The organism is Pseudoponticoccus marisrubri (assembly GCF_001482405.1).
Classification (GTDB): Bacteria; Pseudomonadota; Alphaproteobacteria; order Rhodobacterales; family Rhodobacteraceae; genus Pseudoponticoccus; species Pseudoponticoccus marisrubri.
Map to the genome: position 1 here is coordinate 19,241 of NZ_LPXO01000019.1, position 25,920 is coordinate 45,160.

The 25,920-nt window shown below is 65.7% G+C and carries 22 protein-coding genes; 20 read left to right on the forward strand and 2 right to left on the reverse strand.

Annotated elements, in window-relative coordinates:
• The first annotated feature begins 13 nt into the window (after nt 1–13).
• Genes AVJ23_RS19935 through AVJ23_RS19950 form a run of 4 tightly spaced genes read left to right on the forward strand, consistent with a single transcriptional unit; the run spans nt 14 to nt 4,640 of the window.
• The gene (locus AVJ23_RS19935) at nt 14–967 is read left to right on the forward strand and encodes a tripartite tricarboxylate transporter substrate binding protein (RefSeq protein ID WP_058863992.1); all 954 of its coding nucleotides are present in this window, start codon (nt 14–16) and stop codon (nt 965–967) included.
• A gap of 57 nt (nt 968–1,024) precedes the next feature.
• Nucleotides 1,025–1,471 (forward strand): tripartite tricarboxylate transporter TctB family protein, encoded by a 447-nt coding sequence (locus AVJ23_RS19940; RefSeq protein ID WP_058863993.1) that lies wholly within the window; start codon nt 1,025–1,027, stop codon nt 1,469–1,471.
• Entirely contained in the window at nt 1,468–2,991 is a 1,524-nt protein-coding gene (locus AVJ23_RS19945; RefSeq protein WP_058863994.1) for a tripartite tricarboxylate transporter permease, read from the forward strand. Before AVJ23_RS19940 ends, AVJ23_RS19945 begins: the two co-directional genes overlap by 4 nt.
• Nucleotides 2,991–4,640, forward strand: a complete 1,650-nt coding sequence (locus tag AVJ23_RS19950) for a thiamine pyrophosphate-binding protein (protein WP_058863995.1) — start codon at nt 2,991–2,993, stop codon at nt 4,638–4,640. Before AVJ23_RS19945 ends, AVJ23_RS19950 begins: the two co-directional genes overlap by 1 nt.
• A 29-nt stretch (nt 4,641–4,669) precedes the next feature.
• Here AVJ23_RS19950 and AVJ23_RS19955 read toward each other — a convergent pair whose 3' ends face one another.
• A complete protein-coding gene (locus tag AVJ23_RS19955) occupies nt 4,670–5,371 on the reverse strand; it encodes an IclR family transcriptional regulator (RefSeq protein ID WP_058863996.1) in 702 nt (233 codons plus the stop codon).
• A gap of 123 nt (nt 5,372–5,494) precedes the next feature.
• On the opposite strand from AVJ23_RS19955, the gene AVJ23_RS19960 reads away from it, so the two are divergent.
• The gene (locus AVJ23_RS19960) at nt 5,495–6,790 is read left to right on the forward strand and encodes a 3-isopropylmalate dehydratase large subunit (protein WP_205626888.1); all 1,296 of its coding nucleotides are present in this window, start codon (nt 5,495–5,497) and stop codon (nt 6,788–6,790) included.
• Between the two features lie 2 nt (nt 6,791–6,792).
• Entirely contained in the window at nt 6,793–7,302 is a 510-nt protein-coding gene (locus tag AVJ23_RS19965; protein WP_058863997.1) for a LeuD/DmdB family oxidoreductase small subunit, read from the forward strand.
• Nucleotides 7,303–7,685: 383 nt separating this feature from the next.
• Here the strand turns inward: AVJ23_RS19965 and AVJ23_RS23195 are convergent, their stop codons facing one another.
• A complete protein-coding gene (locus AVJ23_RS23195) occupies nt 7,686–7,961 on the reverse strand; it encodes a hypothetical protein (protein WP_205626890.1) in 276 nt (91 codons plus the stop codon).
• A 477-nt stretch (nt 7,962–8,438) separates the two neighbouring features.
• Here AVJ23_RS23195 and AVJ23_RS19975 point away from each other — a divergent pair, with 477 nt between their 5' ends.
• From AVJ23_RS19975 to AVJ23_RS20040, 14 genes are all read left to right on the forward strand, one after another.
• On the forward strand, nt 8,439–8,933 hold the full coding sequence (locus AVJ23_RS19975) for a hypothetical protein (protein WP_058863999.1): 495 nt from the start codon (nt 8,439–8,441) through the stop codon (nt 8,931–8,933).
• A gap of 44 nt (nt 8,934–8,977) precedes the next feature.
• Nucleotides 8,978–9,913 (forward strand): glycosyltransferase family 2 protein, encoded by a 936-nt coding sequence (locus AVJ23_RS19980; RefSeq protein ID WP_058864000.1) that lies wholly within the window; start codon nt 8,978–8,980, stop codon nt 9,911–9,913.
• Nucleotides 9,910–11,733: a glycosyltransferase gene (locus AVJ23_RS19985; protein WP_084794802.1), complete on the forward strand. Its 1,824-nt coding sequence runs from the start codon at nt 9,910–9,912 to the stop codon at nt 11,731–11,733. Before AVJ23_RS19980 ends, AVJ23_RS19985 begins: the two co-directional genes overlap by 4 nt.
• Nucleotides 11,734–11,916: 183 nt before the next feature.
• Entirely contained in the window at nt 11,917–12,843 is a 927-nt protein-coding gene (locus AVJ23_RS19990; RefSeq protein ID WP_058864002.1) for a hypothetical protein, read from the forward strand.
• A 168-nt stretch (nt 12,844–13,011) separates the two neighbouring features.
• On the forward strand, nt 13,012–13,539 hold the full coding sequence (locus AVJ23_RS19995) for a hypothetical protein (protein WP_157772732.1): 528 nt from the start codon (nt 13,012–13,014) through the stop codon (nt 13,537–13,539).
• Nucleotides 13,536–14,573, forward strand: a complete 1,038-nt coding sequence (locus tag AVJ23_RS20000; RefSeq protein WP_058864004.1) for a glycosyltransferase family 2 protein — start codon at nt 13,536–13,538, stop codon at nt 14,571–14,573. The genes AVJ23_RS19995 and AVJ23_RS20000 overlap by 4 nt, the downstream gene beginning before the upstream one ends.
• Nucleotides 14,573–15,793: a glycosyltransferase family 2 protein gene (locus AVJ23_RS20005; protein WP_058864005.1), complete on the forward strand. Its 1,221-nt coding sequence runs from the start codon at nt 14,573–14,575 to the stop codon at nt 15,791–15,793. The genes AVJ23_RS20000 and AVJ23_RS20005 overlap by 1 nt, the downstream gene beginning before the upstream one ends.
• Nucleotides 15,794–15,909: 116 nt before the next feature.
• The gene (locus AVJ23_RS20010) at nt 15,910–17,385 is read left to right on the forward strand and encodes a coiled-coil domain-containing protein (RefSeq protein ID WP_058864006.1); all 1,476 of its coding nucleotides are present in this window, start codon (nt 15,910–15,912) and stop codon (nt 17,383–17,385) included.
• Between the two features lie 21 nt (nt 17,386–17,406).
• Nucleotides 17,407–18,150: a sulfotransferase family protein gene (locus AVJ23_RS20015; RefSeq protein WP_157772733.1), complete on the forward strand. Its 744-nt coding sequence runs from the start codon at nt 17,407–17,409 to the stop codon at nt 18,148–18,150.
• Nucleotides 18,151–18,223: 73 nt separating this feature from the next.
• A complete protein-coding gene (locus AVJ23_RS20020) occupies nt 18,224–19,957 on the forward strand; it encodes a hypothetical protein (RefSeq protein WP_058864008.1) in 1,734 nt (577 codons plus the stop codon).
• Between the two features lie 85 nt (nt 19,958–20,042).
• Nucleotides 20,043–20,873 (forward strand): hypothetical protein, encoded by an 831-nt coding sequence (locus AVJ23_RS20025; protein ID WP_058864009.1) that lies wholly within the window; start codon nt 20,043–20,045, stop codon nt 20,871–20,873.
• Nucleotides 20,870–21,622 (forward strand): hypothetical protein, encoded by a 753-nt coding sequence (locus tag AVJ23_RS20030; protein ID WP_157772734.1) that lies wholly within the window; start codon nt 20,870–20,872, stop codon nt 21,620–21,622. The genes AVJ23_RS20025 and AVJ23_RS20030 overlap by 4 nt, the downstream gene beginning before the upstream one ends.
• A gap of 259 nt (nt 21,623–21,881) precedes the next feature.
• Entirely contained in the window at nt 21,882–25,079 is a 3,198-nt protein-coding gene (locus tag AVJ23_RS23395; RefSeq protein ID WP_058864011.1) for a midas domain-containing protein, read from the forward strand.
• Between the two features lie 173 nt (nt 25,080–25,252).
• Nucleotides 25,253–25,897, forward strand: a complete 645-nt coding sequence (locus AVJ23_RS20040) for a TIGR02466 family protein (protein WP_058864012.1) — start codon at nt 25,253–25,255, stop codon at nt 25,895–25,897.
• Nucleotides 25,898–25,920: the final 23 nt, after the last annotated feature.

The following is a 25,920-nucleotide window of genomic DNA, read 5'->3' on the forward strand; positions in this document are numbered from 1 at the left end:
CATGACAAATAACATGAGAAAATCGATCTACGGGGCGCTTGCGCTGGCAATGCTGCCCGGCATCGCTCTTGCGGATTGGCCCAATGACCAGCCCATCACGCTCGTGGTCGGCTATTCCGCCGGGGGCGGGACCGATATCATGGCGCGGACCATGGTCCCCTATCTGGAGAAATACGTGGAAGGGGCCGATTTCAACGTCGTGAACCGTCCGGGGCCGGGAGGCGAGTTCGGCTTCACCGAGACCGCCAATGCCGAGCCCGACGGCTACACGATGGGCTTCATGAATGCGCCTGCCTTCCTGACGCTGCCCTACGAACGCGAAACCCGCTACGCGTTCGAGGACTTCGCCCTTGTCGCGAACATCGTGACCGGCCCTGCGACGCTGAACGTTCCCAAGGACAGCGAGATCAAGTCGATCGACGATTTCGTCGCAGCGGCGCAGGACGCGCCCAACGCACTGACCGTGGGGCACCAGGGGTATGGCGGCTCGATGCATCTCAGCCTCGAGAAGCTGCTCGACGAAGCAGAGATCGAGGTAACGCAGGTACCGTTTCCCGGCATTCCCCCGGCCGCAACCGCGATCCTTGGCGGGCATATCTCGGCGCTCGTGATCGGGGCAGGCGAAGCCTCGACGCTTGCGGCTGACCAGGGTGGCATCAATATCCTCGGTGTCATGGCCGGCGAACGGCTGGAGATGTTCCCCGATATCCCCACCTTTGCAGAGCAGGGCTATCCGCTGCTCAGCGGTTCGGACCGCGGCTTCGCCGCACCGAAGGGCACCGACGAGGCCATTCTCGACGCCATGGGCGAGGCGATCCGCAAGACGCTCGAGGATCCCGAGTTCCAGGAGGCGGCGCGGGAGCAGAACCTGCCCCTGAACTACATGCCGCGCGATGAGTACACGGCTTACCTGACCGAGCTCAACCAGCGGGTTGGCGAGTTGTGGGAAACCAATCCGTGGCGGTAAACCATCGTGTCGGATCGAAGTGACGCGCCGCACACCGCATCCGACGACAGTCGTCGGATGCGGCAGGGAACGCTCGACAGGATTCTGTCGCTCGTTCTTCTGGCGACCGCGGCCGTATTCCTGCTCGACAGCCGGAATATCGCCGCGGCCGAAGCCCGGATGTTTCCGCTTCTCATCCTGGGTCTCCTGGCGATACTGGCGCTTGCGCTGTTCGGGCGCAGCTTCCTTGCCGCGCGCCAGCACGCGGCAGAGCGGGTCATCGGCGACAGGGGCAAATTCCTGACCTTCGTCGCCTGTACGGGGCTTTACGCAGCAAGTGTCTCGCAAATCGGGTTCTTCACGGCCAGTGCGCTCTACGTGCCGGTGGCCGGCCATCTGCTCGGCCTGCGGAAAGCCTGGGTCAACCTGACGGTCACCGCGGGCTTTCTGGTCGCAACCTATCTCGTCTTCGTTGTGCTCTTCTCGCGGCCCCTTCCCGTCGAACTGATCGCAAGGTTCCTATGACCGTTTATGAAACCCTGATCGCGGCGGTTCTGGCCATCCTGCAATGGCAGAACATCCTCGCGATGCTTGTCGGCGTCGCCGGCGGGGTGCTGATCGGCGCCCTGCCTGGTCTCACGGCCACCATGGGCATCGCCATCCTCATTCCCCTGACCTTCACGATGGAGCCGCTGGTCGCGCTGGGAATGGTTGCCGGGATATACAATGGCGGCATCTACGGGGGAGCGATCCCCGCGATCCTGCTGGGGATCCCCGGCACCTCCTCGTCGATCCCCACCACGTTCGACGGTGTCCCCCTGGCCAAGCGCGGCGAGGCGGCAAACGCGCTTTCGGTCTCGGCCTATGCCTCCGCGGTCGGCGGCGTGGCAAGTGGCATTGCACTGCTGGTCCTGGCACCACCGCTGTCGACGGTCACCCTGCTCTTCGGTCCCGCCGAATATTTCTGGGTGGCACTCTTCGGGCTCTGCAGCATCGCGGTCCTGCTGGGCGCGGACCCTCTCAAGGGCCTGATATCGAGCGTGCTGGGGCTCTTGATCGGCACGATCGGCATCGACAGTGTCTCGGGTCACGAGCGGTTCACTCTCGACATCTATTACCTGACCGGCGGGTTCAACTTCATCGTTCTGCTGGCGGGTCTCTACGGCCTTCCTCCCGCGATCGAGCTGGCCCAGGCCGGCAGACGCAATCCAGCCGGTGTCGCCGTGAACGTGCGCGGCGCCCCGCCCTTCCGCGCCTGGCGCAGCCTGAACAGGACGCTTGCCCGCTCCTCGATCATCGGCATCGTCATCGGCATCCTGCCCGGGGTCGGCGGAACGATGGCCGCCTTCCTGAGCTACAACGAGGCCAAGCGCGCCGATCCCGATCCCGACTCGTTCGGCAAGGGCAGTTACCTGGGCGTCGCGGCCTCGGAATGCGGCAACAACGCGGACAACGCCTCGGCGCTGATCCCGACGCTGACCCTCGGCGTGCCGGGCAATGCCGTTGCCGCAGTGATCATGGGCGCCTTCTTGGTGCACGGGCTGCAGCCCGGACCCGGGCTTTTCCAGAAAGAGCCCGTGCTTGTCTACGCATTCATCCTGCAGATGATCCTTACCGCCGCGATCCTGCCGCTGCTGGGGGGCATCATCGCGGTCCGCGTGTTCGCGCCCGTGTTGCGGCTGCCGGTCGAACTGATCGGCCCGCTGGTGATCGCGCTCTCGGTCATCGGGGTCTACTCGATCCAGAACAGCATCTTCGACATCTACGCGCTCGTCGGTTTCGGCATCCTCGGCTACTTCATGCAGAAGACCGGCTTCCCGTTGGCCCCGGTCGTCCTGGGCGTGATCCTCGGGCCAATGGCCGAAGAGCAGCTGCGACTGGCGCTGATCATTGCACGTGGCGACGTGCTGTCGCTGGCCAGCAGTCCGATCGCGATGATCCTGATCGCGCTCATCCTGATCGTCCTGGCCCTTCCCCTTGTCCGCCGCGTCGGGCCGTCTGCGCGCAAGCGCGCGCTCCCGGACACCCAAGATCGGAAAAGCTGATGAAAATCCATGACGCCATGGCAGAGATGATCACCCGCGAGGGGATCAGGCACCACTTCACTCTTCTGGGCGACGCGAACATGCATTTCGCACAGCGCCTCGAAGCGCTCGGGGCGCAGACGGTCCATGTCCGTCACGAGCATTCCGCGTGTTCGATGGCCATGTCCTACGCACGCGCCACCGGCGACGTGGGGTTTTGTTCGGTCACATGCGGCCCGGGGCTGACGCAACTGGCCACGGCCCTGCCGGCGGCCGTCCGCGCCGGCATCCCGGTGGTCGTCTTCGCCGGGGAAAGCCCGCTGCGCTCCCCCTGGTACAACCAGATGTTCGACCAGGGCCCGCTGGTACGTGCCTGCGGGGCAGAGTACATCGCCGTCCACAGCGCGGATCTGCTTGCCTCGAGCATCCAGCGGGCGTTCCTGTCGGCCCGGCTCGATCAGCGACCGATCGTGGTAGGCGTGCCGATGGACCTGCAAAAGGCCGAGATCGACGACAAGGTCGATTATCGTCCCTCGCGCGAGGTGATGCCTGCGCCCACGCGCCTGCGGCCGGATCCCGCACAGGTCACGGCCGCGGCCGACATGATCGCGGCGGCGGATCGCGTGGTCGTTCTGGGCGGGCGCGGCATGGTCCGCTCGGGCGCGTCGCGGGCCTGTCGCGATCTTGCCGCAGCCTGCTCGGGCGTGCTGGCCACGACGCTTCCCGCCCGCGGCGCGTTCTGCGGCGACCCGTTCGACATGGGCATTGCCGGCGGTTTCAGCACGGCCCTCGCGCGCGAGGTTTTCGCGGATGTCGACCTCGTGATCGCAGTGGGGGCAAGCGTCACGCACCATACGCTGGATGGCGGAAAGCTGTTTCCCCGCGCACGGACGCTGCAGGTCGACCTTGCGCCGCGCGGCATCAACCAGGGGCGTGTCGTGGCGGACGGTTTCGTGCAGGGCGATGCGCTGGCCGCGACGGAAGCGCTGCTTGACGCGCTCGGCGCCCGTGCCGAGCCGGGCGGCCTGCGCTCGGACGCGCTGGCACGCCGCATCGCGACGGAGGCGCCCGACCCTGTCGCACAGGACGCGGAGGCGGGCACCCTGGACCCGCGCGACGTGATCCGCGTGCTCGACGAGGCCCTGCCGAAAACATGGGAGATGGTCAATTCGTCGGGACACTGTTCGTATTTCGCGGCGCACATGTATGGCCGTGCGGTGGAGAACTTCCACACGATCCGCGAGTTCGGCGCGATCGGAAACGGCCTGCCCTACGCGATCGGCGTCGCCGCCGCGCGCAGCGACAACGTCGTGGTGCTCTTCGATGGCGACGGCAGTTTCCTGATGCATTCCCAGGAACTGGACACGATCCGGCGCCACGGGTTCCGGCTGCTGGTCTGCGTTCTCAACGACGGTGCCTACGGCTCCGAGATACACAAGCTGCGGGCCCAGGGTTTCGGAGATGGCGGCGCCGTCTTCGGGCGCGGTGACCTGGCGGGTGTGGCCCGCGGCCATGGGCTGAAGGGGCGGACAATCACCTCGCTCGGGGAGATCGGCCCGGCAATTGCCGAATTTCGGGACACGGACGGGGCGATGGTGCTCGATATTGCGATCAGTGACCGGATCATGTCGCCGGTCATGCGTCGCGCGCATCCGCCGGCCGGACGGTGAGCGGGCGGGCCCTGCTGCCCGCGGCGCCGTCAGTCGATCGGGAACCCCAGAACACGCGACAGCCGGGCCCCTTCGTCCAGGAGGGGCGCCGTCTGTGCCGGATCGAAGGGATCGAACCGCGCGGTCGGGCCGGATACGGTAAGCGCCCCGACAAAGGAACCTTCCTGCGCGAAAATCGGGACCGAGGCGGACGCGGTCAACTTGTCATATTCGCCGGCCGTGGCCTGCAGGAGTTCCGGGCCGTAGGCCCCGGTGTCTCCCGCACCGTCCCGGTATTTGGTCAAGATCTGGCTGATCGACGTGTCATCCATGGGCACCATGGCCCCGACACGCTGGCTGACCCGCAGCGCCTGGGGCGAGTCGAGGCCGATCGTGCACAGCCGGTTGTCCCCTTCACAGACATAGAAGAACGCGCTTTCGCCGGTTGTCTCGACCAGCCGGCGCATGGCGGCTTCGATCAACTCGCGCCGGTCGACGCCGGCCTCGAAGGAGCGTGCGAGCATGAGCGCTTTGTAACCGAGCTGGTAGCGGCCGTCGTCACGCTTGACGACGTAGCCCATTTTTTCGAACGAGATAAGGTAGCGCAGGACCACGCTCTTGAAGAGGCCGCTATACTCGGCCAGTTCCGACAGCTTGAGCGGGCCCCTGGCTTCGGCGAAGGCATCCAGGATCTGAAGTGTTCGCGTGGCGGCGGCCACCGGACGCTCCACACGTACCTTCTCCGTCGTCATGCTTCGATCCTTTCCGTTTCGGCAACGTTGAAATCCTTCTTGCGGTATCCGAGCGATTCGCGGTTGTCACGGCCTTTCGCCCGATTTCCGGCAGCCTTTCCTGTCCCGGCAGGGAGACCTTGAATGAACGACGAATTCCGCCACGAGGAGAATGACATGCCCCGCCCACGCACAATGGCAGAAAAACTCCTGTCGCGCGCCGCGAACCGGCCCCTCGTGGCCGGGGAGGTCGCTGTCTGCAAACCTGATTACGCCATGGGAACGGACGGCTCGATTCCCATGGCCCTGGATTATCTCGGCGAGATGCTGGAGGGTCACGAACGCGGCCCCTTCGCGCCGGACCGTGTCGTCTTTGCCCTGGATCACTACGACAGCACCTCGGGGGCCGGGGCGCTACTGCTGCAGGCACGCGCGCGGGATTACGCGCAGGCGCACGCCATCACCCTTTTCGATGTCGGTGACGGAATTGGCCACCAGCTCATGATGGAACGTGGCCATGCCGCGCCGGGCCGGCTGCTGGTCGGGGCAGATTCGCACGCGACCTCCTACGGTGCCTTCAATTGTTTCGGGACCGGGATCGGATCTTCGGATCTTGCCGGAATACTGTTTTGCGGCGCGCTCTGGCTCGAGGTCCCGTCGAGCATCCGCATCGTCCTGGACGGGCAGTTCGCGCCGGGTGTCGGGGCGAAGGACGTGGCGCTTTACCTTGCCCGGACGCTGGATGCTGGCGGGGCGACGTACAAGGCCCTGGAATTCACCGGGCCGGGTCTTGCCAACCTGGACATGGACGATCGGATCGTCCTGGCCAACATGTCCGTCGAACTGGGGGCAAAGGCGGGCCTGTTTCCCCATGATGCCGTCCTGGCGCAACACCTTGACGAAATCGGGGTAGACGGCGTCACTGCCGTGACGGCCGATCCGGACGCGCCCTATGTGCATACGCTCACCGTGGATATCGGGCGGCTGCGCCCGCAAATCGCGCTGCCACACCGGGTGGACAACGTGATCGACCTTGCCGACGCACCGCGCACCCGGGTGGACGTGGTCTATCTTGGCACCTGTACCGGGGGACGCCTCCGAGACTACGCCGAGGCGCTGGAAATACTGACCGCAGCCGGGCGAATTGCCCGAGACGTGCAGGTGATCGTCACCCCGGCCTCCCGCAGTATCCGGGAGGCGATGGAACGGACGGGCATGATCGAACAGTTCCGTGGGCTGGGGGCGCAGCTCGAAAGCCCCGGGTGCGGCGCCTGCTGCGGTACATGCGGGCCCATTCCCGCCGCCAACCAGAAGATCATTTCAAGCGCCAACCGCAACTTCCGCGGGCGCATGGGCAATGCCGACGCCGAAATCTACCTCGCCTCTCCCGTTTCCTGCGCCAGGGCGGCGGTCGAGGGGGCGTTTGGCCAGGAGGCATGAGAATGAGTGACGAAACGCTTGCCCGCGGCAAGGTCCGTGTCTTCGGGGACGACATCAACACGGACTACATTGTGCCCTCGCACCGAAAGAAGCGCACGATCGACCCTGACCTGCTGCGCCACCACATCTTCGAGGATATCTGCGCGGGCTTCTACGAGGAGTTGGAAGGGCCCACGATACTCGTTGCGGGGCGCAATTTCGGCTGCGGGTCGGCGATGGAAATCGCCGTCACGGTTCTGCAACGCGCAGGAATCGAGGCGGTCGTGGCGACCAGCTTTGCGCGCACCTTCAAGCGCAACGCCATCAATAACGGGCTTCTGCTGTGCGAGGTCGATGCCGGGGAGGTGCCGGAAGACACGCCGGCGCGCGTCTGCCTTCGCGACGGAGCGCTTGCCTTGGAACTGGGAGAGCGCCTGCTCAGCCCCGCCCAATTGCCGGCTTTCATGCTGGATATCCTGCGCTCCGGAGGGCTTGTCCCCTATCTTCGCCGAAATGGCGGGTTCCAAATCTGAAAAGACGGTAGGGTGACCTCACGCCGAAGCGCAAGTTCTGATATGTCGATCCATTCCAACCGGTTCTCGATGTCCATCGGCTTGTTTTCAAGGACCTTGGCTGGTGTCGGTCGCCAAGGCATTTGCGCGAAGTCGAATCGAGGCACTGGCAGGTCGACCTCGAATATCGATTTGGCAGGGCCGTCGGTACGGTTGATCGGGGCAAACATTCCCGAAGCCCGTTGTCCGTGTCCTCGATGGCGCCCTTCCGGCAGGGGGCCTGTGGATCGCAGACCCACGTATCCGCGCCGAGCCCCGCTTTGAGGTGTCGCCAGGCAGAGAACTCGGAGCCCCGCTCGAATGTGATCTGCTGGCGCGCGCCGGCGGGCAGGGGAGCCCCCGGATCACGGCCTCCATGATCGCATTGGCCTGTCGATCTTCCTTGCGCAGTTGCGCACCACGGCAGTGTAGCGGCTGGCACGCTCGAAAGGGAGAGGTGTCACATTGACCTTGCCATGCGCCTTGCGGACCATCATCAGGTCGCGGTCCCGGTGACCGAACACGGTATGTTCCACGACCTGTTCCGGTGACCGCCCCCCCTCTGTACGACCCTCGACCGCAGCCTCGAGTTGCGGGCAGACGATCAGCCTGCGGTGGATGGCGCGGCGCGTCTCGGACATGCTTCGGGCCTTCATCGCACAGGAGCCATTCATCTCGGGTCGTGCCTTATCCGGGCCGTTGCGTGTCATTGAAAACGTTGCACTGCGGTTCGCGGTGGATCGTCGAGGGCGCGCGTCCAGGCCGATCCGCACGCACACACTCTCTCCGGACCAGGCATTTCGAGATCACGCCACCTGGCAAGCTTGATCCGTTCCGGGGAACTCGGGGGGGATCAGCAGCCCATTGATGACCCTCCGTATGACATTCCGTTTCGATACGGAATGTGCACCTCGGATGTGACTCCAGCCGCACCACACCGGAGCGCGCATAGTCTTGATTATGAAAAAATTCGTTCATGCGCCTGTTCTGCAGGATCGTTGACACCGCAAAGCCCCCTGTTTAACCAGTCGCCGGTCAGCCCCGAGGCTGGCGGCGCATGTCTTGCAGGTCCGATCGCACCATGTGACGGGCCAGCCAGAGTTCGGAGGAGAAACCTGTTGCATCCGAATTACCTTCTTCCGCTGGAGGATCTCCGGGCCCGGGGGCGCACGAGTTCGACGGCGGATCTTGGTCCCGGCCTGCGTGTCGGGATCGGAGAAGCGGATGCCGAGCTGACATTCGAGGCGGACGGTGCGCTGCACCTGTCTCCCAAGGGAATGCCCGGACCGTTCCAGTGGTGCGAGCTTGCCATGGTCCTGCCGGACCAGGAGGCATGGCTGGCCAGCCGCCGGGTTCACCTGCAGCTCCGGGCCCGTGCCGATCAGCCCGTCGACCTTGCCCCGGCGTTGCGCCTCATCGGCGAGGACGGATTCCACGACCATTTCGCCGCCGCGCCGCTGGAGATCGGGACCGAGGCCGCGTGGGCCGGCTGCGTCCTGCCGCTGTCGCCCCGCCTGCTTGAGGGGGTCGGGCGGATCGACCTTCATCTTTTCCTGTCCCGGACGGATCACAGCCTGACGTTGTTCGACCTTGCTGTCACCGGAACCCACTGAAGCGCCACAGGCGCAGGACCAGCCCCATGAAAATCTCCTGTATAATGACGACCTTCGACGACAGGGACATTCTTGTCCAGTCGGTTGAATCGGTGCTCAACCAGACCCACGAGGACTTGGAACTCCTGCTGGTCGATGATGGCTCGGGCCCCGAGACGAAGGCCCTGATCGCCGGCTTCGACGATCCGCGCCTCAAGCTGCTGCAACAGGCGAATGACGGGCTCTCCTCGGCCCGCAACCGGGGTTTGCACCATGCCTCCGGCGATTACATATGCTTCCTCGACGCCGATGACACGCGTGCCCCCTGGGCCTTTGCCGAGGCCGCCCGGATCATCGAGGAGACCGGCACCGAGCTGCTTATCGTGCGGGGCGTCTATTCCGGCGAACGGACCCGGCTCGAGGTCTTCCTCGACGAGAGCGCGATGGAGGGCTACGAGGCCGAGGCGCCGGAAGACCTGGCCGACCGCAAGGCCTGGGCCATGAGCTGCGAGCCGCAATCGGCCAACAAGTTCATCCATCGCGACGTGATCGCGCGCGGCGCCCTGCGATTTCCGAACGACCATTTCTTCGAAGACATCCTGTTCCACACGATGGTCATCGCGCATGCCCGTTCCGTCGAGATCTGCGCGGCCCGCAGCTTCACCTATTTCCAGCGCCAGCTGCGGCTGCAGCTCACCGCCACCAGCGGCACGGCCCGGTTCGACATCATCGGCACCGCACGGGTGACCTTCCAGCTGTTCGAACAGCATCCCGAGTTCAACAACCCCCGGCAGCGCGGCGCCCTGGCCATCGGGGCGCTGCGACTCCTGCGGTGGTGCGACGAAAGCATTCCGGCCTTCCACCGCTTCGCCTACCGGATGGCGCTGCGCCAGACGCTGCGGCAGATCAATCCGCTTTTCCTCGTGATCGACGAGACCGTGCCGGATCCGCGCAACGAACGTCACGCGCTGATGCAATATGCAAGGGAGGTCCTGCAATGAGTATGTCCGGGACACACGTGCAGACCGGCGAGCAGGCAGAGACGCACTACTCCGCGTTCGGTGTCCCGGTGCGCCTGTCACATGCCGCGGATCCGCTCGAAAGGGACCGTCGTCTGCGCTGGCTGCATCACGGGGCGGAACTGTTTCTTGCCTCTCGCGCGATTCCCAGAAGCGGGCTGTGCGTCGAGGTCGGCGCCGGGGAGGGCTGGTTTTCCCTGCCCTTCGCCTGTGCCTTTCCCGACTGGCAGGTGCTGTGCCTCGAACCCGATGCCGCGGCCGTCACCCGGCTTGAAGCCAACGTGGCCGCGCTGGGGCTGCGCAACGTGACCTGCCTGCAGGCCGGGCTGCACCCGGACCTGCCCGATATCCGGCCCGCCGCGGACCGGCGCAATGCGGCGGCGCACCTGGCAGTCGAGCGTCAGGAGAAGCCCTTCCAGAGGCTGGTCGCGCTGGGACACCGGGCCGAACCGGTGCCCGAGGGCACTGAGGGCGCGGTCGAGGTCCTGCCCGCCCTGCCCGCCTCGGCACTGGCCGGGCTGGAGCCTGACCTGCTGGTCTTCGACGCCCCGGGCGCCGAGGCGGCGATCGCCGAGACGATGCGTACGGCGCCGACCGGTTTCCTGCTGGGCCAGCTCTACGCGCATGTGCGATCGGGCCTGTTTAACCCGGCCGACGAGACGGCGCCGCGCCAGTACTATCTGGAATGCGGCGAGCACGTGCTGCGGCGCGATTTCGAGGACAACTTTCCCGATCGCCGGCCGCGGCTCGATGTGGTCGTGGCAATGTACAACACCCGCGAGTTCATCGAGGAATGCGTCGACAGCGTATTGGCCGACGGCAATCCCGACATCCGCGTCCTGGTGGTCAATGACGGGTCCAGCGACGGCTGCGAGCAACTGGTGGCCGAGCGCTATGCCGGCAATCCGCGCGTGGTGCTCCTGAACAAGCCCAATGGCGGTTGCGCCTCGGCCCGCAACTACGGCCGGCAGAAATCAGATGCCAGCCACATCGCCTTCATCGATGCCGACGACCGCGTCGATCCGGGGCTGTTCTCGGCTCTGCTGGAAGTCGCCCGCCACACCGGCACCTTCGTGGCCGAGGGCGAGTTCCAGTTCTTCCATCCCGACCGTCCCGCGGACGCGCAGCTGGTGCCCAGCTACGAGGCCGAGATCTATACCATGCCCGGCGACCGCTGCATCGGGCCCCATCATTACACCTGGATCCCCGGGGACGCGATCGCCGTCGGCCAACCGACCATCTGGCGGCGGATCTACCGTCGCGATTTCCTGGACCGCAAGAAGATCTACTTCCCCGAGCACATCCGGGCTTTCGACGACCAGATCTTCCAGTTGCTGGTCGCCCAGTATTGCGGTGCGCTCGCCCATGTTCAGGGCCACAGCTACCATTACCGCCAGCACACGGCCCAGGACATCAAGCAGGGCGACGAGCGCCATTTCTACAGCTTCAACATGTTCCGCGCTGTGATCCTGCGGTCGCTCGACGAGAGCTGGCCACGAATCGACATGGTGGTGCAGTCGCTCTTGAATACGATGGGCTGGTCCTATAGCGGTCTGCGGAACGATCTGAAGGGTATCTACCGGGAAGCTGCGGCAGCATTCGTGACGGCGCTCGAGAAGACATACGGCTACCATATCGAGCCACACCGGCTCCGCGAGACTGGGATCGAGGGGCTCGATTTCCTGGTCGAACGGCGCCTCCAGGAGATGCAGAACGATCCCGTCAGCTACGGGATCATGCGCCTGGAAGACTGGCGCTGGCAACCCGAACTGATCCGGATGATGCAGTCGGTGCGCAGGTGACAAGCATCATGAGCGCAGCAGGGGGGATTGCGGATCGGAACCGGCCGACAGGGTCGGGGATCCGCTGCAAGGGATGCCGGACGGCAGGGCGAGAGAAGTGGCTGAATCTGAATGAGTAATCGTAAAACGCTTGTACTGCACATCGGGACCCACAAGACCGGGACCACCTATCTTCAGAATGTCATGGCACGCAACCGTGACCTGCTTCTCAACAGCGGTGTCCTGTACCCCAAGGCCGGCGAGATCCATAACGCCCATTTCAAACTGTGCTGGCAGTTGCGGGCCCCGGAAAACCGCGACAAGCCGCTTGACGCCATCCCGGCCTGGCAGAACCTGATCCGCGAGGTGTCGGCCAGCCCGGCCGAGGTCGCCATCGTGAGCTGCGAGGAATTCTCCTTTTCCTCCGACCCGGCGCGGCTGGCGCTGCTCAAGGAGCATTTCGACGTGCGGATCGTATGCTACATCCGCAGCCCCGAAGCGTTCCTGCAAAGCTTTTACAACCAGTTCGTCAAGGATTTCCAGACCCGCGAGACCCGTACCCTCACCCGTTACCTGGCCGAGGAAAACCCCTTCTTCCTGTCCAATCGCGTGATGTTGGAGAAATGGCTGGACGTGTTCGGCCGCCCCGCCATGACCGTGGGTCGCTTCGACACCGCTGTGCGCAGCGGCAAGCTGTTCCGAGAGTTCTTCGAGAGCCTCGGGCTGAGCGTGCCGGCCGGGTTGCAGAGCCCCAGCCCCGACATCCTTCAGAAGGTGTCCCTGCCGCCCGACGCCCTCGAATACCTGCGCTTTTCCAACCCGTATCTCGAGAACGAGGCGGGACACCATGCTTTCGTCGTGGATGTCGTCCGGGCAACCATGGCGCACAAGGAGGCCTTCAACACCACCTCGAACGGCATCCTGTCCCTGAAATCCCGACGCATGCTGCGCAACCGTTACGGAGCGCAGAATGTCTGGATGGCCAAGACATTCTGGGACCAGACCACCAACCCGTTCCCCCCGTCCGAGACCCCGCCGCCGCCCGAGGGGTTCGACGCACGTCCCGAGGAGGCCGATGTCCGGACCCTCGGACGCGTGTCGGCAATGATCCGCAACCTGATGCTGGATTGAGCAACTGACCACATTTAAACCCCAGAATTCCGGGGGTTTTTCAGGCCAGCCGTGCTCTACTTGCACCCTGAAGGCCGGCTCGTTAATAGTGCCGGTGACCAACGTTGTGCGGCCTGCCGCCACGATCGGCCACTCTACTGACAGCATCTATTCGCCCGAAGAGGTTCAATGAGTTCTGATAATCCGATTTCGGCCGCACAGGAAACTCTGGACGCGCTCAGAGACATGGAGGCGGGTGCCGAGCTGCCCACGGAAGGGCCGCTTGTGCGAGGGCTCATCTGCGACATCGACCCGGAAAAGAGCGATCTGGACGCCGCGTTCACGCGGCCGACGGACGGGCTTCTGTCGATGGATTTCACCAGCCGCACACCCGGGCGCTGGCTGACCCTGTCCTTGTCTCTGGGCGGGGAATCGCTGGCGGATTACGGCGTTGTCGGGTTCGCCTGCACCAGTACCGCGCCGCATTCGGTGGATTGCCGCGTGTCGCTGCGCTCGGGCCAGGAGGGCGGGTTCCACGACCTCTTCTTCGACCGCCGCATGGTCAGCTTCCCGACCGAGAGCCTGCACGTGGACGCGCTGCGGATCGCCGACCACCCGGAACTCCAGACCGAGACGCGCTGGCGCAACCTGATGTTCCATTTCGATCCCAGGAGCTTCCGGCTGGTCCTTGGCGACCTGAGGATCTTCGTTGCATGAAACTGAGCGTGATCGTTCCGGTCCTGAACGAGCCTCGGGGACTGGCGCGTCTGCTTCTGCAACTCCGCGAGATGCAGATCGCCGACCAGGTGATCATCTGCGACGACGGGTCCGACATCCCCTGCTCCCCGGCGCTGGTCGCGGACATGTCGCGCCGGATGGGCGAGGTCATCCCGCTCGATGTGCATGACCCCCTGCCCGGCTCGGACCTGGTCTGGCTGCGCTCGGACCGGTCGCGGGGGGCCGGGCATGCCCGCAACCGTGGCGCCGAACGGGCCAAAGGCAGCCACGTCCTGTTCTTCGACGCCGACGACGTGCTGACCCCCGAGATCGGCGAAATCCTCGATGATCTGGCCGGGCGGAAGTTCGATTTCGCCATGTTCCGCCACCATGACAGCCGCGTCCTGAAACGTGGCGGGACCGGCCCCCTGGAGCCCGATGCGTCCTACTGGGCGGCCGCCGGGATCGGCGAGCGTTTCGAGACGGTGTCGCACGAAGGTGCGCTGTCTCTGTGCCGCGTGGCCGCCTACCCGTGGAACAAGATCTGGAACCGGTCCTTCCTGCGGCGCGAGTCGATCCACTGTACCGAGATCCCGGTCCACAACGACGTCGAGCATCACTGGTCGGGTTTCCTTTCGGCACGCACCATCCTCGCCAGCCGGCAGGTCGGCTGCATCCACCACGTGGATGCCGGTCGCTCCCAGTTGACGAACCGGCGCGGGATCGACCGGTTGCGGGTGTTCGAAGCGCTCGACAACGTGGCCGACCGTTTCGTGCACGCGGTCGGGCAGGACGTGCAGCGCGCCGATTTCGCCGATCCCTTCCTGGAGTTCATGCTGCGCCTGCTGCGCTGGATCCGCGGACAGCTGGACAGCGCGACCGCCCTCTCGCGGCTGACCGCCGAGCAGGCGCTTTTCCTGCGCCGGCTGGCAGCGCCTTCCCGCGCCGCACTGGCCCCCGCGATCGAGCTGGCGCTGCTGCGCAATCCCACCCTGGCCCGCTGGGCCGCGCCCGAACTCGAAAGGGCTGCCTGATGCAGATGTCCTTCATCGTGACCACGTACAACGTGGCACCCTATGTCGAAAAGTGCCTCGCCTCCGTCCTGGAGGCAGCCCGCCCCGGCGACGAGATCATCGTGGTCGATGACGGCTCGACCGACGCGACCCCCGCGATGATCCGCCACCTCTCGCGGATCCGGGATGTCAGCCCCTATGTCTGGGTGCCGATCTTCCTGGGCACCAACACGCCCGGCGGTGTCGGCATTCCGGCCAATATCGGCCTGCGCCAGGCACGCGGCGGGGCGGTGTTCTTCGTGGATGGCGATGACTGGATCGAACCGAAGGGCTTCAAGGAGGCCCGACGGCATTTCGAGGCCAGCGGCGACGACGTGATGCTGGCCAATTACCGCGAGTTCGACGAGGCGATGCAGGCCGCCAAGCCACCGGCCGACGCGTTCCGCTGGGGCCACCTGGCCGGCATAGATGTCAGCGCCCCGCAGCCGCCGGCCGACGAGGGCGGACGCGCGCCGCTGGAGCGCCGGCTCAAGGCGCTGGCCATGATCGCCGCGCCCTGGCGGAAATTCTACCTGCGTGCCGCGCTCGAGACCAAGGGGCTTCGCTTTGCCGAGGGCCCGTTCTTCTTCGAGGACAACCCGTTCCACTGGGATGTCTGCCTCGGTGTCGACCGGATCGGGTTCTACAACCAGATCGTCTGCTTTCACCGGGTGAACCGCCCGGGCCAGACCATGATGGCGCTGGACCGCAACCTGCTGGCCTTTTTCGATCACTACGATGCCATCGTATCCCGGCTGCCGGAACTGGACCATGACGCCGCGGCCTGCCGGGCCCAGCATGCCGCGGCCATGGACTGGCTGGTCCAGAACATGACCTGGCATCTCCAGCGGCTCGACCCGGTCTGGTACTGGGACTACGCCGCCCGGGCCGGCCGTACCTTGAACGGGTTCGATGCGCAGGTCTGGGAGGAGGATGTCGCGCCGCGCTTCGAGGGGACCGCGATCGGCGCCACCGCGGCCCAGCTGCGCACCGCCTCCACTGCGCAGGTGGTGATCCTGTGGCAGACCGCGGAACATCTGAAGAAGAGCCGACAGATCTCTGACCGGCTTGCCCAGGTCGAGACGCTGGTCGGTGACCTGCAGAGCATCGGCCAGCTGACCGACCGGCTCGAGACCCTGCGCGCCCAGGCCGAATGGGAGGCGCTGCGCAAGCTCGGCCTCCGCCAGGCAAAGCAGGGCTAAAGGAACCGGCATGCCCCGCATCGACCTGCACCGCGTCCCGAGACCCGCCCGGTGCAGAGCCCGCGGGACATGTGACCGACAACATGTCCGCCGTGACCGCAGAAACTAGGTGAACTATGCCGTCCCTCAGCCCCTCCGAGACCGATCCCGCAGCGCGTATCCTGCCCTGTCTGGGGGACGAGATTTTCTGGACGCCGGCCCATGACGCGACCGGGGACTGGGCCGGGCACCTTCCCCTGCTGTTCTGGGCGGCGGGCCATGCCGATCCCCGGGTGGCCGTAACGCTGGACATGTCGGACGGCACGGCGCATTTCGCGCTCTGCCAGGCCGTCGCACGGCTCGACCTCGCGTGCCAATGTCACGGTATCCTGGACCTTCCGGCCGACCGTGCCGCGCCGCTTGCCAGTGAAAACGCCGAACAGTACGAGAGATTCTCGCAGCTGCATCCGCGCAGTTTCGAACCCGATGCGATCGACCTGCTCGTGGTCGCGCCGGCCGTGAACCCGGACCTGCTTGACCGACTGGCCAAGCGCTGGCTGGAACGGCTGTCTGAGCGCGGGATCGTGCTGCTGCACGGGCTCTCCGGTGCCGATGCCGGAACTCTGGACGCGCTCGCGGCGCTCTGCGAGGCGCATGCGCATCTTCGGCTGGATCATGGGAACGGAGTTTGCCTCCTGGCTGTGGGCGGGGCCCCGGCCGAACCGGTCGCAACGCTCATCGATCTCTGCCGGGACGAGGCCGCCCGCCTGAGGCTGGACATGATCCTGAACCGGCTGGGCGCCGAGCCCGCTCCCGGGCCCGCATCCGGCACACCGCGTGCCGCCAACCCGCTTGCCTCGGCGCTGGCCGGCCTGACCGGTCGGCGCCCGGAGCCCGGCCGCACGGGCCGCGGCGATCCGTCGGCGCGGATCACCGCATTGGCCGAGACATCCGCCGTCATGGCGCGGCAGCGCGACGCGGCACGGACCGAGCTGGCCGGCCGGCTTGACGAGATCGCGACCCTCAAGGCCGAACTGGCGGAACAGCGCGCGCAGACGCGCGATGCCCAGTCCCGCCTGGTCGAGGGCGGGATCGGCGGGGACCTGCTGGAGCGGATGATCGCACGCGAGAAACGTATCGCCGAGCTGGCCGCGCGGAACGACGACCTCATCGAGCAGGTCGAGACGCTGACCCTGCAGCTCGACACTCGCTTCGACGAGCTCGCCGCGGTAACCGACACCGCCAACAGGACCGATTCCGAACTGCTCAAGACCAAGAAGGCGCTCAAGAAGGCGCAGGCCGAACTGCGCGAGGCCAAGTCCCGCGGCAAGGACGAAACACGCATCGACAAGACCGGCCGCGCCGAGAAACGCGCCACGCTCCTGGCGGCGCGCGAGGGGCAGCTGGCGACACAGGTCACCGCCCTGAAGACGCGGCTGGAATTGCTGCACCAGCGCGTCGTCGAGATGACGGCCTTCGAGAACACCCGGGGTCTCGATACGGGCCGAACGCGTCGCACGGGCGGCCGGGCCGAGTTCACGACGCTGGAGGCGCTGCACTCGGAATTTGCGGAAGCCGAATTGAACACACCCTATTTCGATTCCGACAAGTGACAGGATCCTGACTTCGTGACCTTGCCCAACCTTCTCATCGTCGGCGCCCAGAAAGCCGGAACCACGTGGCTGCACGAGTGCCTCGGCAAGTCGGGGCATGTCTTCGCAAGCTCTCCCAAGGAGCTGAACTTCTTCAACGCCAGGGACCATCTCGAGAAGCTTCCCGAATACGAGGCCGCCTTCAAGGCCGGGCGCAAGGCACGCTGGCGACTGGAAAGCACGCCGCATTACTTCCGCCTGCCCGAAGAGGGGCTGGATATCGCCGCCCGGATCCACGACCTGCTGGGCGCCGAGGTCCGGCTTCTGGTCATGCTGCGCGACCCGGTGGAGCGCTACCTGTCCAGCTATACCCATCACATGATGCAGGGGCGTCTGTCCTACCAGGCCGAGATCACCGAGATGAGCGACGAGTACAGGATGCTGGGCCTGGGCGATTACGCCAGCATCCTGACGCATTGGCAGACCGTCTTTCCCAGGATCGGGGTGTTCTTCTACGACGACCTGCAGGAAAACGCGGTCGGCCTGACCGAGCGGGTGATGGCCCATCTCGGAACGCCCAACGACATTCCCGCACGCGATGCGGATTTCCTGACCAATGCCAAGTCGGTCAAGAAGGACCGCACCGAGACGAGCCGGGAATGGCCCAGCATGCCGGTCCTCTCCGAGGACCTAGAAAGGCGCCTGGCGGTCTACTACCGTGCCGAGGTCCGGGCCCTGGCGGAGTGGACCGGTCGCGACCTGTCGCACTGGGCCTCGCTGCGCTGAACCTGGGACGTCAGGGCGAGGAGGAGCACGCAGGGTGGCGGCGGAAAGGCAACAGAGGGGGCGCAAGCGGCTGGTGATCCATCCCGGGTTGCCCGGGGTATCCACGGCCGCGATCCATGCGACACTCGAGCGCAGCCGGCCGACCCTGGGCCAAGGCGTGCTGCTGCTGCCTGCGGTGGGCCGCTTCCAATGGTGGCGGGCGCATGTGACCAACATGACGACGGCCCCCGTCGACAGTTTTCCTGAAGCGCAGCAACTGGCCCTGGACGGCATCCGCAGGAATGCCGAGCGGATCGCGGTGTGGATGGCCAAGCGCCCCGAGCACACGATCATCGTTTCGGACGAGGCACTGCTGGCCGACCGGTTGGCACATCCGGGAGGAAGCACGCTTTTCGACTGGGGCGCGCGGATCCTGCCGGCAGTCACCGAGGCGTTCGCCGCGTTCGACCTGACCTACGTGATCTATGCCGGGGACGAGGAGCGCTGGCTGAACGACTGCTATCGCCGACATGCCGTGACGGAGGGACGGGCCTCGGGATTCCGGGACTGGCACGATACCCTGCCCGAGACCCTGTCGCTGACCGACGGGTTGGATCGGCTGGACGCAGTGGCGGGGGCGCCGCTCTACCGGGTCACGCCGCAGGAAGAGGAACGCGCGGGCCGGGCCCCGGGCAGCATGCTGCTTCGGCAGGCCGGGCTGGTGCCCGACCCTGTCGCGCCGGCCGTGCTCTCGATACGGGCGGCGGGCGACGGCGTCGAGCGCGTCGTGCTGCACGTGGGCACCCACAAGACCGGAACCACCTCGATCCAGGTCACCTGCCACGAGAACCGGGAGGCCCTGGCAGATCAGGGACTCTTCTATCCCGATCTCGGCTCTCCGGGTCGCCACGCGGCGCTGAGCGTGCCGTTCCACGAGACACTCGTTCCGCGCCAGTTCCACCATCTGTTCGGCACGGACAAGGCCGTGATGGACGAGGTCGCCCAAGGATACTGGGACATGGTCGCGCAGCAATTGTGGCAAAGGCCCGGCACCCGGACGCTGCTGCTGTCCACCGAGTATTTCACGCGGATCGACCGGCATGACGCGCTTGTGGCGCAGCTGCGCCGGTTGTGCCCCGAAGCGCGGATCGAGGCGATATGCTACCTGCGTCCCGCGCCCGGCTATTACCTGTCCGATCTTCAGCAGCACCTGCTGGCCTCCGGCCGTGTCGACTGGCCCGTCAACCTGGACTGGGCCTCGCACATGCGGGCCTGGGCAGCCACGATGCCGTTGACCACGCGGGCCTTCGAGCCCGCGGCCCTGACGGCCGGCGATGCGGTCACCGATTTTCTGACCTGGATGGCCGGCGACGGCCCGGTTCCGGAGCTGCCCTCGAGCCGGCGCAACGAATCCCTCTCAGCCGAGGCGATGGAGATCCTGCGCAGCTATCGCAGGACCCTCTATCCGGATCGCGAGGATGTCTTCACCCAGGACTCGATCCGCCTGCGCCGCCTGCTTCAGGAAATGGACGCCCGGCTGCCCGGGCCGCAGGGCAAGGCCCGCGCCACGCTATGGCCCGAGGTTCGGGATCTGGCCATCCTGCGCAACGCCGCCGACCTTGCGGAGCTGCGCGACACGTTTGGCGTCACCTTTTCGGATCCCGCTCTCTACGACACCGCCGCGGCCGAGGCCCGACTGGCGGAAAGCGGGCTGAAGCTCTCGGCCAATCCCAGCCTTCGTCGGATCGTCCGGATCAGCAGCCGGCGATTGGAGCAGCTGCACATGCACCTGTTGCATGAACTGGTCGAAAAACCGCCGCATGCCTGAGGCAGAACAGACCTGCCACCTTGCATGCGACGGGGCTTTGGGGCCAGACTTCGGTCACCGCCATGCACAGGACCAGGAGACCGCCATGCCCGACATCCCGGCCCGGTCCGACCGGCCCCGCCCGTCCGGCCGGCTGCGGCCGCTTTGCCTGGCCGCGGGGCTGGCACTTTCCCAGGCCCTGCCGGTCGCGGCGCAGGCGCCGCCCTTCGGTGACACGGCGGGCACGGTCTTCGACATCATCCGCGCCGATGACCCGACACAGTTCGTCTGCCTCGAAGCGGCCGGACGCGGCGCCCGGCAGATCTGGGACAAGCGGGTGAATGGCGAGCCCATTGTCGAGGCGCATCTGTTCCATGCCCGCTACGCCGACGGAACCTCAATCGAAATGGCGATCAATCCGGAATTCGACAGCGCGGCAGCCCGGGCGCAGGCGCTGCGCTTCGCCACCGCCCTCGGACGCCTGCCCACCACCCTGCGGCGGGGCATTCGGCGCTTCGGCGTGCATGCCGGCCGCCAGGGCTTTCATGCCGGGACCGGCGGCATCATCGTCTATACCGGAACGGCCGATCACCGCGAGGGCTATGCCCATCTCGAGGAATCGCTGTTTCACGAGGCGGTCCACGCCTCCTGGGATGCCGAGCATCGGCTGTCCCCCGGCTGGATCGCAGCACAGGAAGCCGATGGCCGCTTCCTGACCGACTATGCCCGCAGCCGGCCTGATCGCGAAGACCTGGCCGAAACGGCCCTGTTTGCCTTCGCGATCCTGTATCACCCAGAGCGGTTTCCTCCGGTGGACACGCGGCAGACACTAGAGGCCGTGCCCCACCGCATCGCCTACCTGCGCGACCTGCTGCCTCCCGAAATTCCCGTGACCGTCCCGGTCGGCCCGCCCCGGGGCTGTGCCAAGGGGCGGTGAGCACGGCACGAGCCACGCTTGCGGACTGGCTGGCGCTGCACGGCCTGAGCGCCACGGCATGTGCCGGGCTGCTTGCCCACGGCTCTCGAAGCCGTGGCGTGACCCGGCCCCGCGACCCGATCGGCCAGTCCGGCAGCGCGCTCTGGAACATGGTCCTGCGCGCCTGGTGCACCCGGCATCCCCCGCTGGCGTCGCTGGCCCGGGAGACCGCGGCGCGCACCGTGCTGGAACTCGCCCCGGACATGACGCGCCATCCGCGACCTTTCACCCTCCACGATATCGGCGGCGGCCGCCCCTATGTCAGCTGTGCCTGTGACGGAACCCCCGCCGATCTGATACGGCTGGCGCACGAGTTCGGCCACGCGATGCAGGTGATCGCCAGCGGCCCGGCCGGGATGCCCCCGGCCCTGCGGGAAACCTGTGCCTATCTGTCCGAGGCGGTGACCGTGCGCGGTGTGCGCGCCGAAGATCCCGGCCTGGCGGCCCTGATCGGGCAGGTCCGCGCCGCCGAGGCGGCGCAGGATCTCGGCAGCCGTGCGTCCCGGCTGCGGCAGGCGCTGGCCGATCCCGACCGGCCCTATGACTACGACTGGAACTACCCCGTGGCCCGGATCCTGTCGGAACGCCTTTCCGCCGGCGGGGAAGCCGTGCTTCACGGGGTATTCCATGGCCGGTACGGCGTGCCCGACCTGTTGGACCAGGGCGCGACAGTCGTCGGGATTCGAACGGATAATCAAGCAGATCCATAAAACAGTTGACAGAATCCCGGCCGGTTTACACCATGAACTCAAATACTGATTTCTGGGCCGTGGCGCATTTCCTGTTTCACTTTGGCTCGCACATACATCCGCAGGGCTGCGGACCGAACGGATTTCTATTCAGGCTATTGGTGCCCCGCGGCATCGCCGGAAATCTCATTTCAGGTCAGCCATCGACCTCCCTGCTCCTTCCAGACCCCATCCAAGCGCTGCACATGCGCCCCTGGCCAATCGATTTTCGGAGCTTCCCATGACCGCATCCATCAACACCCCCGCCACCGCCATCCTGACCGCAGAAGAGCTGCAGGCCCTGATCGACGCCGCACTGGACACTGCCGCGCTCGACGCCCCGATCAGCTTCAGCCCCGATTTCGTGACCAATGCCGACTACGTCGATGGCGACGAGGGCAATGAAGGGAACGAATTCAACGAGGGCAACGAAGGCGACGAGGACGACGAGGGCGACGAGTTCAACGAGGACGACGAGGGCGACGAAGGCGACGAGGGCAACGAAGGCGACGAGGGCAACGAGGACAACGAACGCGACGAGGGCAACGAGGGCAACGAGGACGACGGCGACGAGGGCGACGAGGGCGACGAGGACAACGAAGGTAACGAGGGCGACGAAGGCAACGAGGGCGAAGAGGGCGACGAAGGCGACGAGGCCGACGAGGGCGACGAGGACGACGAGGGCGACGAGGCCAGCAACGAGAACAACGAGGGCGACGAGGACGACGAGGGCAACGAGGGCGACGAGGCCGACGAGGGCGACGAGGACGACGAGGGCGACGAGAACGACGAAGGCGACGAAGGCGACGAAGGCGACGAGGGCAACGAGAGCGACGAGGGCAACGAGGGCGACGAGGCCGACGAGGGCAACGAGGCAGCCCTGGGCAATGAAGGCGACGAGGGCGACGAGGCCGACGAGAACGACGAGGGCGACGAGGACGACGAGGGTAACGAAGGCGACGAAGGCAACGAAGGCGACGAAGGCGACGAAGGCGACGAGGGCGACGAGGACGACGAGGACGACGAGGGCGACGAAGGCGACGAGGGCGACGAGGGCAACGAAAGCGTCGTCGAGAACGAGGGCGACGAGGGCGACGAGGATGACGCGCCTGAGCCGGACCAAGGCAACGAAGGCAACGAAGGCGACGAGGGTAACGAGTTCGACGAGGGCGACGAGGACGACGAAGGCGACGAGGACAACGAGGGCGACGAGGGCGACGAAGGTAACGAGTTCGACGAGGACAACGAGGGCGACGAGGGCGACGAGGGCAGCAACGAGGGCGACGAGGGCGACGAGGGCAACGAAGGCGACGAGGGCAACGAAGGCGACGAGGACGACGAAGGCAACGAGGACGACGAGAACGACGAAGGCGACGAAGGCGACGAAGGCAACGAGAACGACGAGCCCGGTGCCGGCGATACCGACGACGGCAGCGACACCATGGGTGACGAGGGCGACGAGGATGACGAACTCGACGAAGGTGGCTCGACCGGCGACGAGGACGATGAGGGCAACGAGGACAACGAGGATGACGAGGGCGACGAGGGCAATGAAGGCGACCCGCGCCTCGGCACCGATGACGCGAACGGCGATGAAGGCAACGAAGGCGATGAAGGCAACGAGGGCGTAGCCGGCCAGGAAGACGACGAGGGCGACGAAGGCGACGAGGGCGACGAGAACGACGAGGGCGACGAACTCGACGAGGACGACGAAGGCGACGAGGACGACGAGAACGACGAGAACGACGAGGGCGACGAGGGCGACGAGGACGACGAGGACGACGAGAACGACGAGAACGACGAGGACGACGAGAACAACGAGTTCGACGAGAACGACGAAGACAACGAGAACGACGAGAACGACGAGAACGACGAGAACGACGAGGGCAACGAGCTCGACGAGGGTGATGAGTTCGACGAAGGCGACGAAGGCGACGAGAACGACGAGAACGACGAGAGCGACGAAGGTGACGAAGGCGACGAAGGCGACGAGGGCACGCTGACGGATGACCCCGGCAACGAGGGTGACGAGGGCGACGAGGGCGACGAGGACGACGAAGGCGACGAAGGCGACGAGGACGACGAGAACGACGAAGGCGACGAGGGCAACGAGGGCAACGAACTCGACGAGGACAACGAGGGCGACGAGTACAACGAGGGTGACGAGGACGACGAAGGCGACGAGGGCGACGAGGGCCAGGAAGGCAACGAGGGCGACGAGTTCGACGAGGACGACGAGAGCAACGAGGGCGACGAGAATAACGAGGGCGACGAGGGCGACGAGTTCGACGAGGGCAACGAGAACAACGAGGACGATGAGGCCAACGAAGGTGACGAGGGTGACGAGAACGACGAGAACAACGAAGGCGACGAAGGCCTCGACCCTGCCCTGTCCGATGGCGGCGATGAAGGCGACGAGAATAACGAGGGCGATGAGCCCGGCATCGAAAACGTAGGCGACGAGGGCGACGAGAACGACGAAGGCGACGAATCCGACGAGGGCGACGAGGCCGACGAGGGCAACGAAGGCGACGAGGCCGACGAAGGCAACGAAGGCGACGAGGGCGACGAGGACGACGAAGCCGACGAGGATGACGAGAACGACGAAGGCAACGAGGGCGACGAAGCCGACGAGGATGACGAGAACGACGAACACAACGAAGAGGACGAGGGCGACGAAGCCAACGAGGGCAACGAAGGCGACGAAGGCAACGAAGGCGACGAAGCCAACGAGGATGACGAGAACGACGAAGGTGACGAGAACGACGAAGGCGACGAGAACGACGAAGGCAACGAAGGCGACGAAGGTGGCCTGAACGACGAGGACGACGAGAACGACGAGGATAACGAGGACGACGAAGGCGACGAGGGCGACGAGGACGACGAAAGCAACGAAGACGACGAAGGCGACGAATTCGACGAAGGCGACGAAGAGAACGAGGGCGACGAGAACAACGAAGGCGACGAAGGCGACGAGTACGACGAAGGCGACGAGGACGACGAATACGACGAAGGCGACGAAGGCGACGAGGACAACGAGGGCAACGAGGACGACGAGGACAACGAAAGCGACGAGGGCGACGAAGGCAACGAGGGCGACGAAGCCGACGAGGAGAACGAAGGCGACGAGTTCGACGAGGGCGACGAGGGCAACGAGGGCGACGAAGAGGACGAGCCCAACGGGACCGGTGACGAGAACAACGAGAACGATGAAGGAGACGAAGGCGACGAGAACGACGAGGGCAACGAAGGCAACGAAGGCGACGAAGGCGACGAGTTCAACGAAGGCAACGAGAGTGATCCGAACCTCGGCGACGAAGGCGACGAGGGTGACGAGAACAACGAAGGTGACGAAGGCGACGAGGACGACGAGGACAACGAAGGCGACGAGGACGACGAAGGCGACGAAGGTGACGAAGGCGACGAGGCGGGAATCTGATCCTCCAGCCCTTTTCCGGCCAGTCCTGACCGGTCAGGCCGGAACGCCATGGAGCGAGGCGATGCAGCAGCATCGCCTCTTTCCGCGTCTCCGCTCCTCAAACCTGTTGAACGCTCAAATTTTCTTGAATACGAATTGGGACAGCCAAGTGATAAAGAACGGACCGCTTTCCCATGTCATCAGACGATTTCAAATTCGTACGCCGAAGCTACTTTCCCACGATGATCTTCCAGGTCGACGTGCCGGATCCCAAGCCGCTCAACCAATCCCTGCTCAAGGCCATCTACGCCGAGCGCGAACGGGATCGGAAGGGGATCAACCGGTCCAACCTGCCCCAGCTGGGTGGCTGGCACAGTCACAACAACCTGCACAAATCCGACACATATGCCGGCCTCGTGGACCTGATCAACAAGGCGACGGCCCGCATTTCCGAGGACCTGGGCTATGCCGACAGCCACGAGCTGCGCATTGGCACCATGTGGTCGATCATCAACCCTCCGGGCAGCGCGAACCGGGCGCATGTGCATCCCAGCTGCCTGTGGAGCGGGGTCTACTACATCCAGGCGCCGAAGGATTGCGGCAATATCGAGTTCATCGAGCCACGCACCGTGCATCTGATGAACCAGGCCAAGTTCCAACCCAACAAGAAGCGCTCCAAGGAGAATTGGACCAAGGTGCGCTTCACCCCCACGGCCGGGCGCATGCTGATCTTTCCCAGCTGGCTGTACCATGCCGTGGACCCGAACATGTCCACCGCGGAGGGCGATGCCTCGAACCGGATCATCGTCAGTTTCAACCTGAACCAGGTCAAGGCCTGAACGCCGGGCCGCGTCCGCGGCCC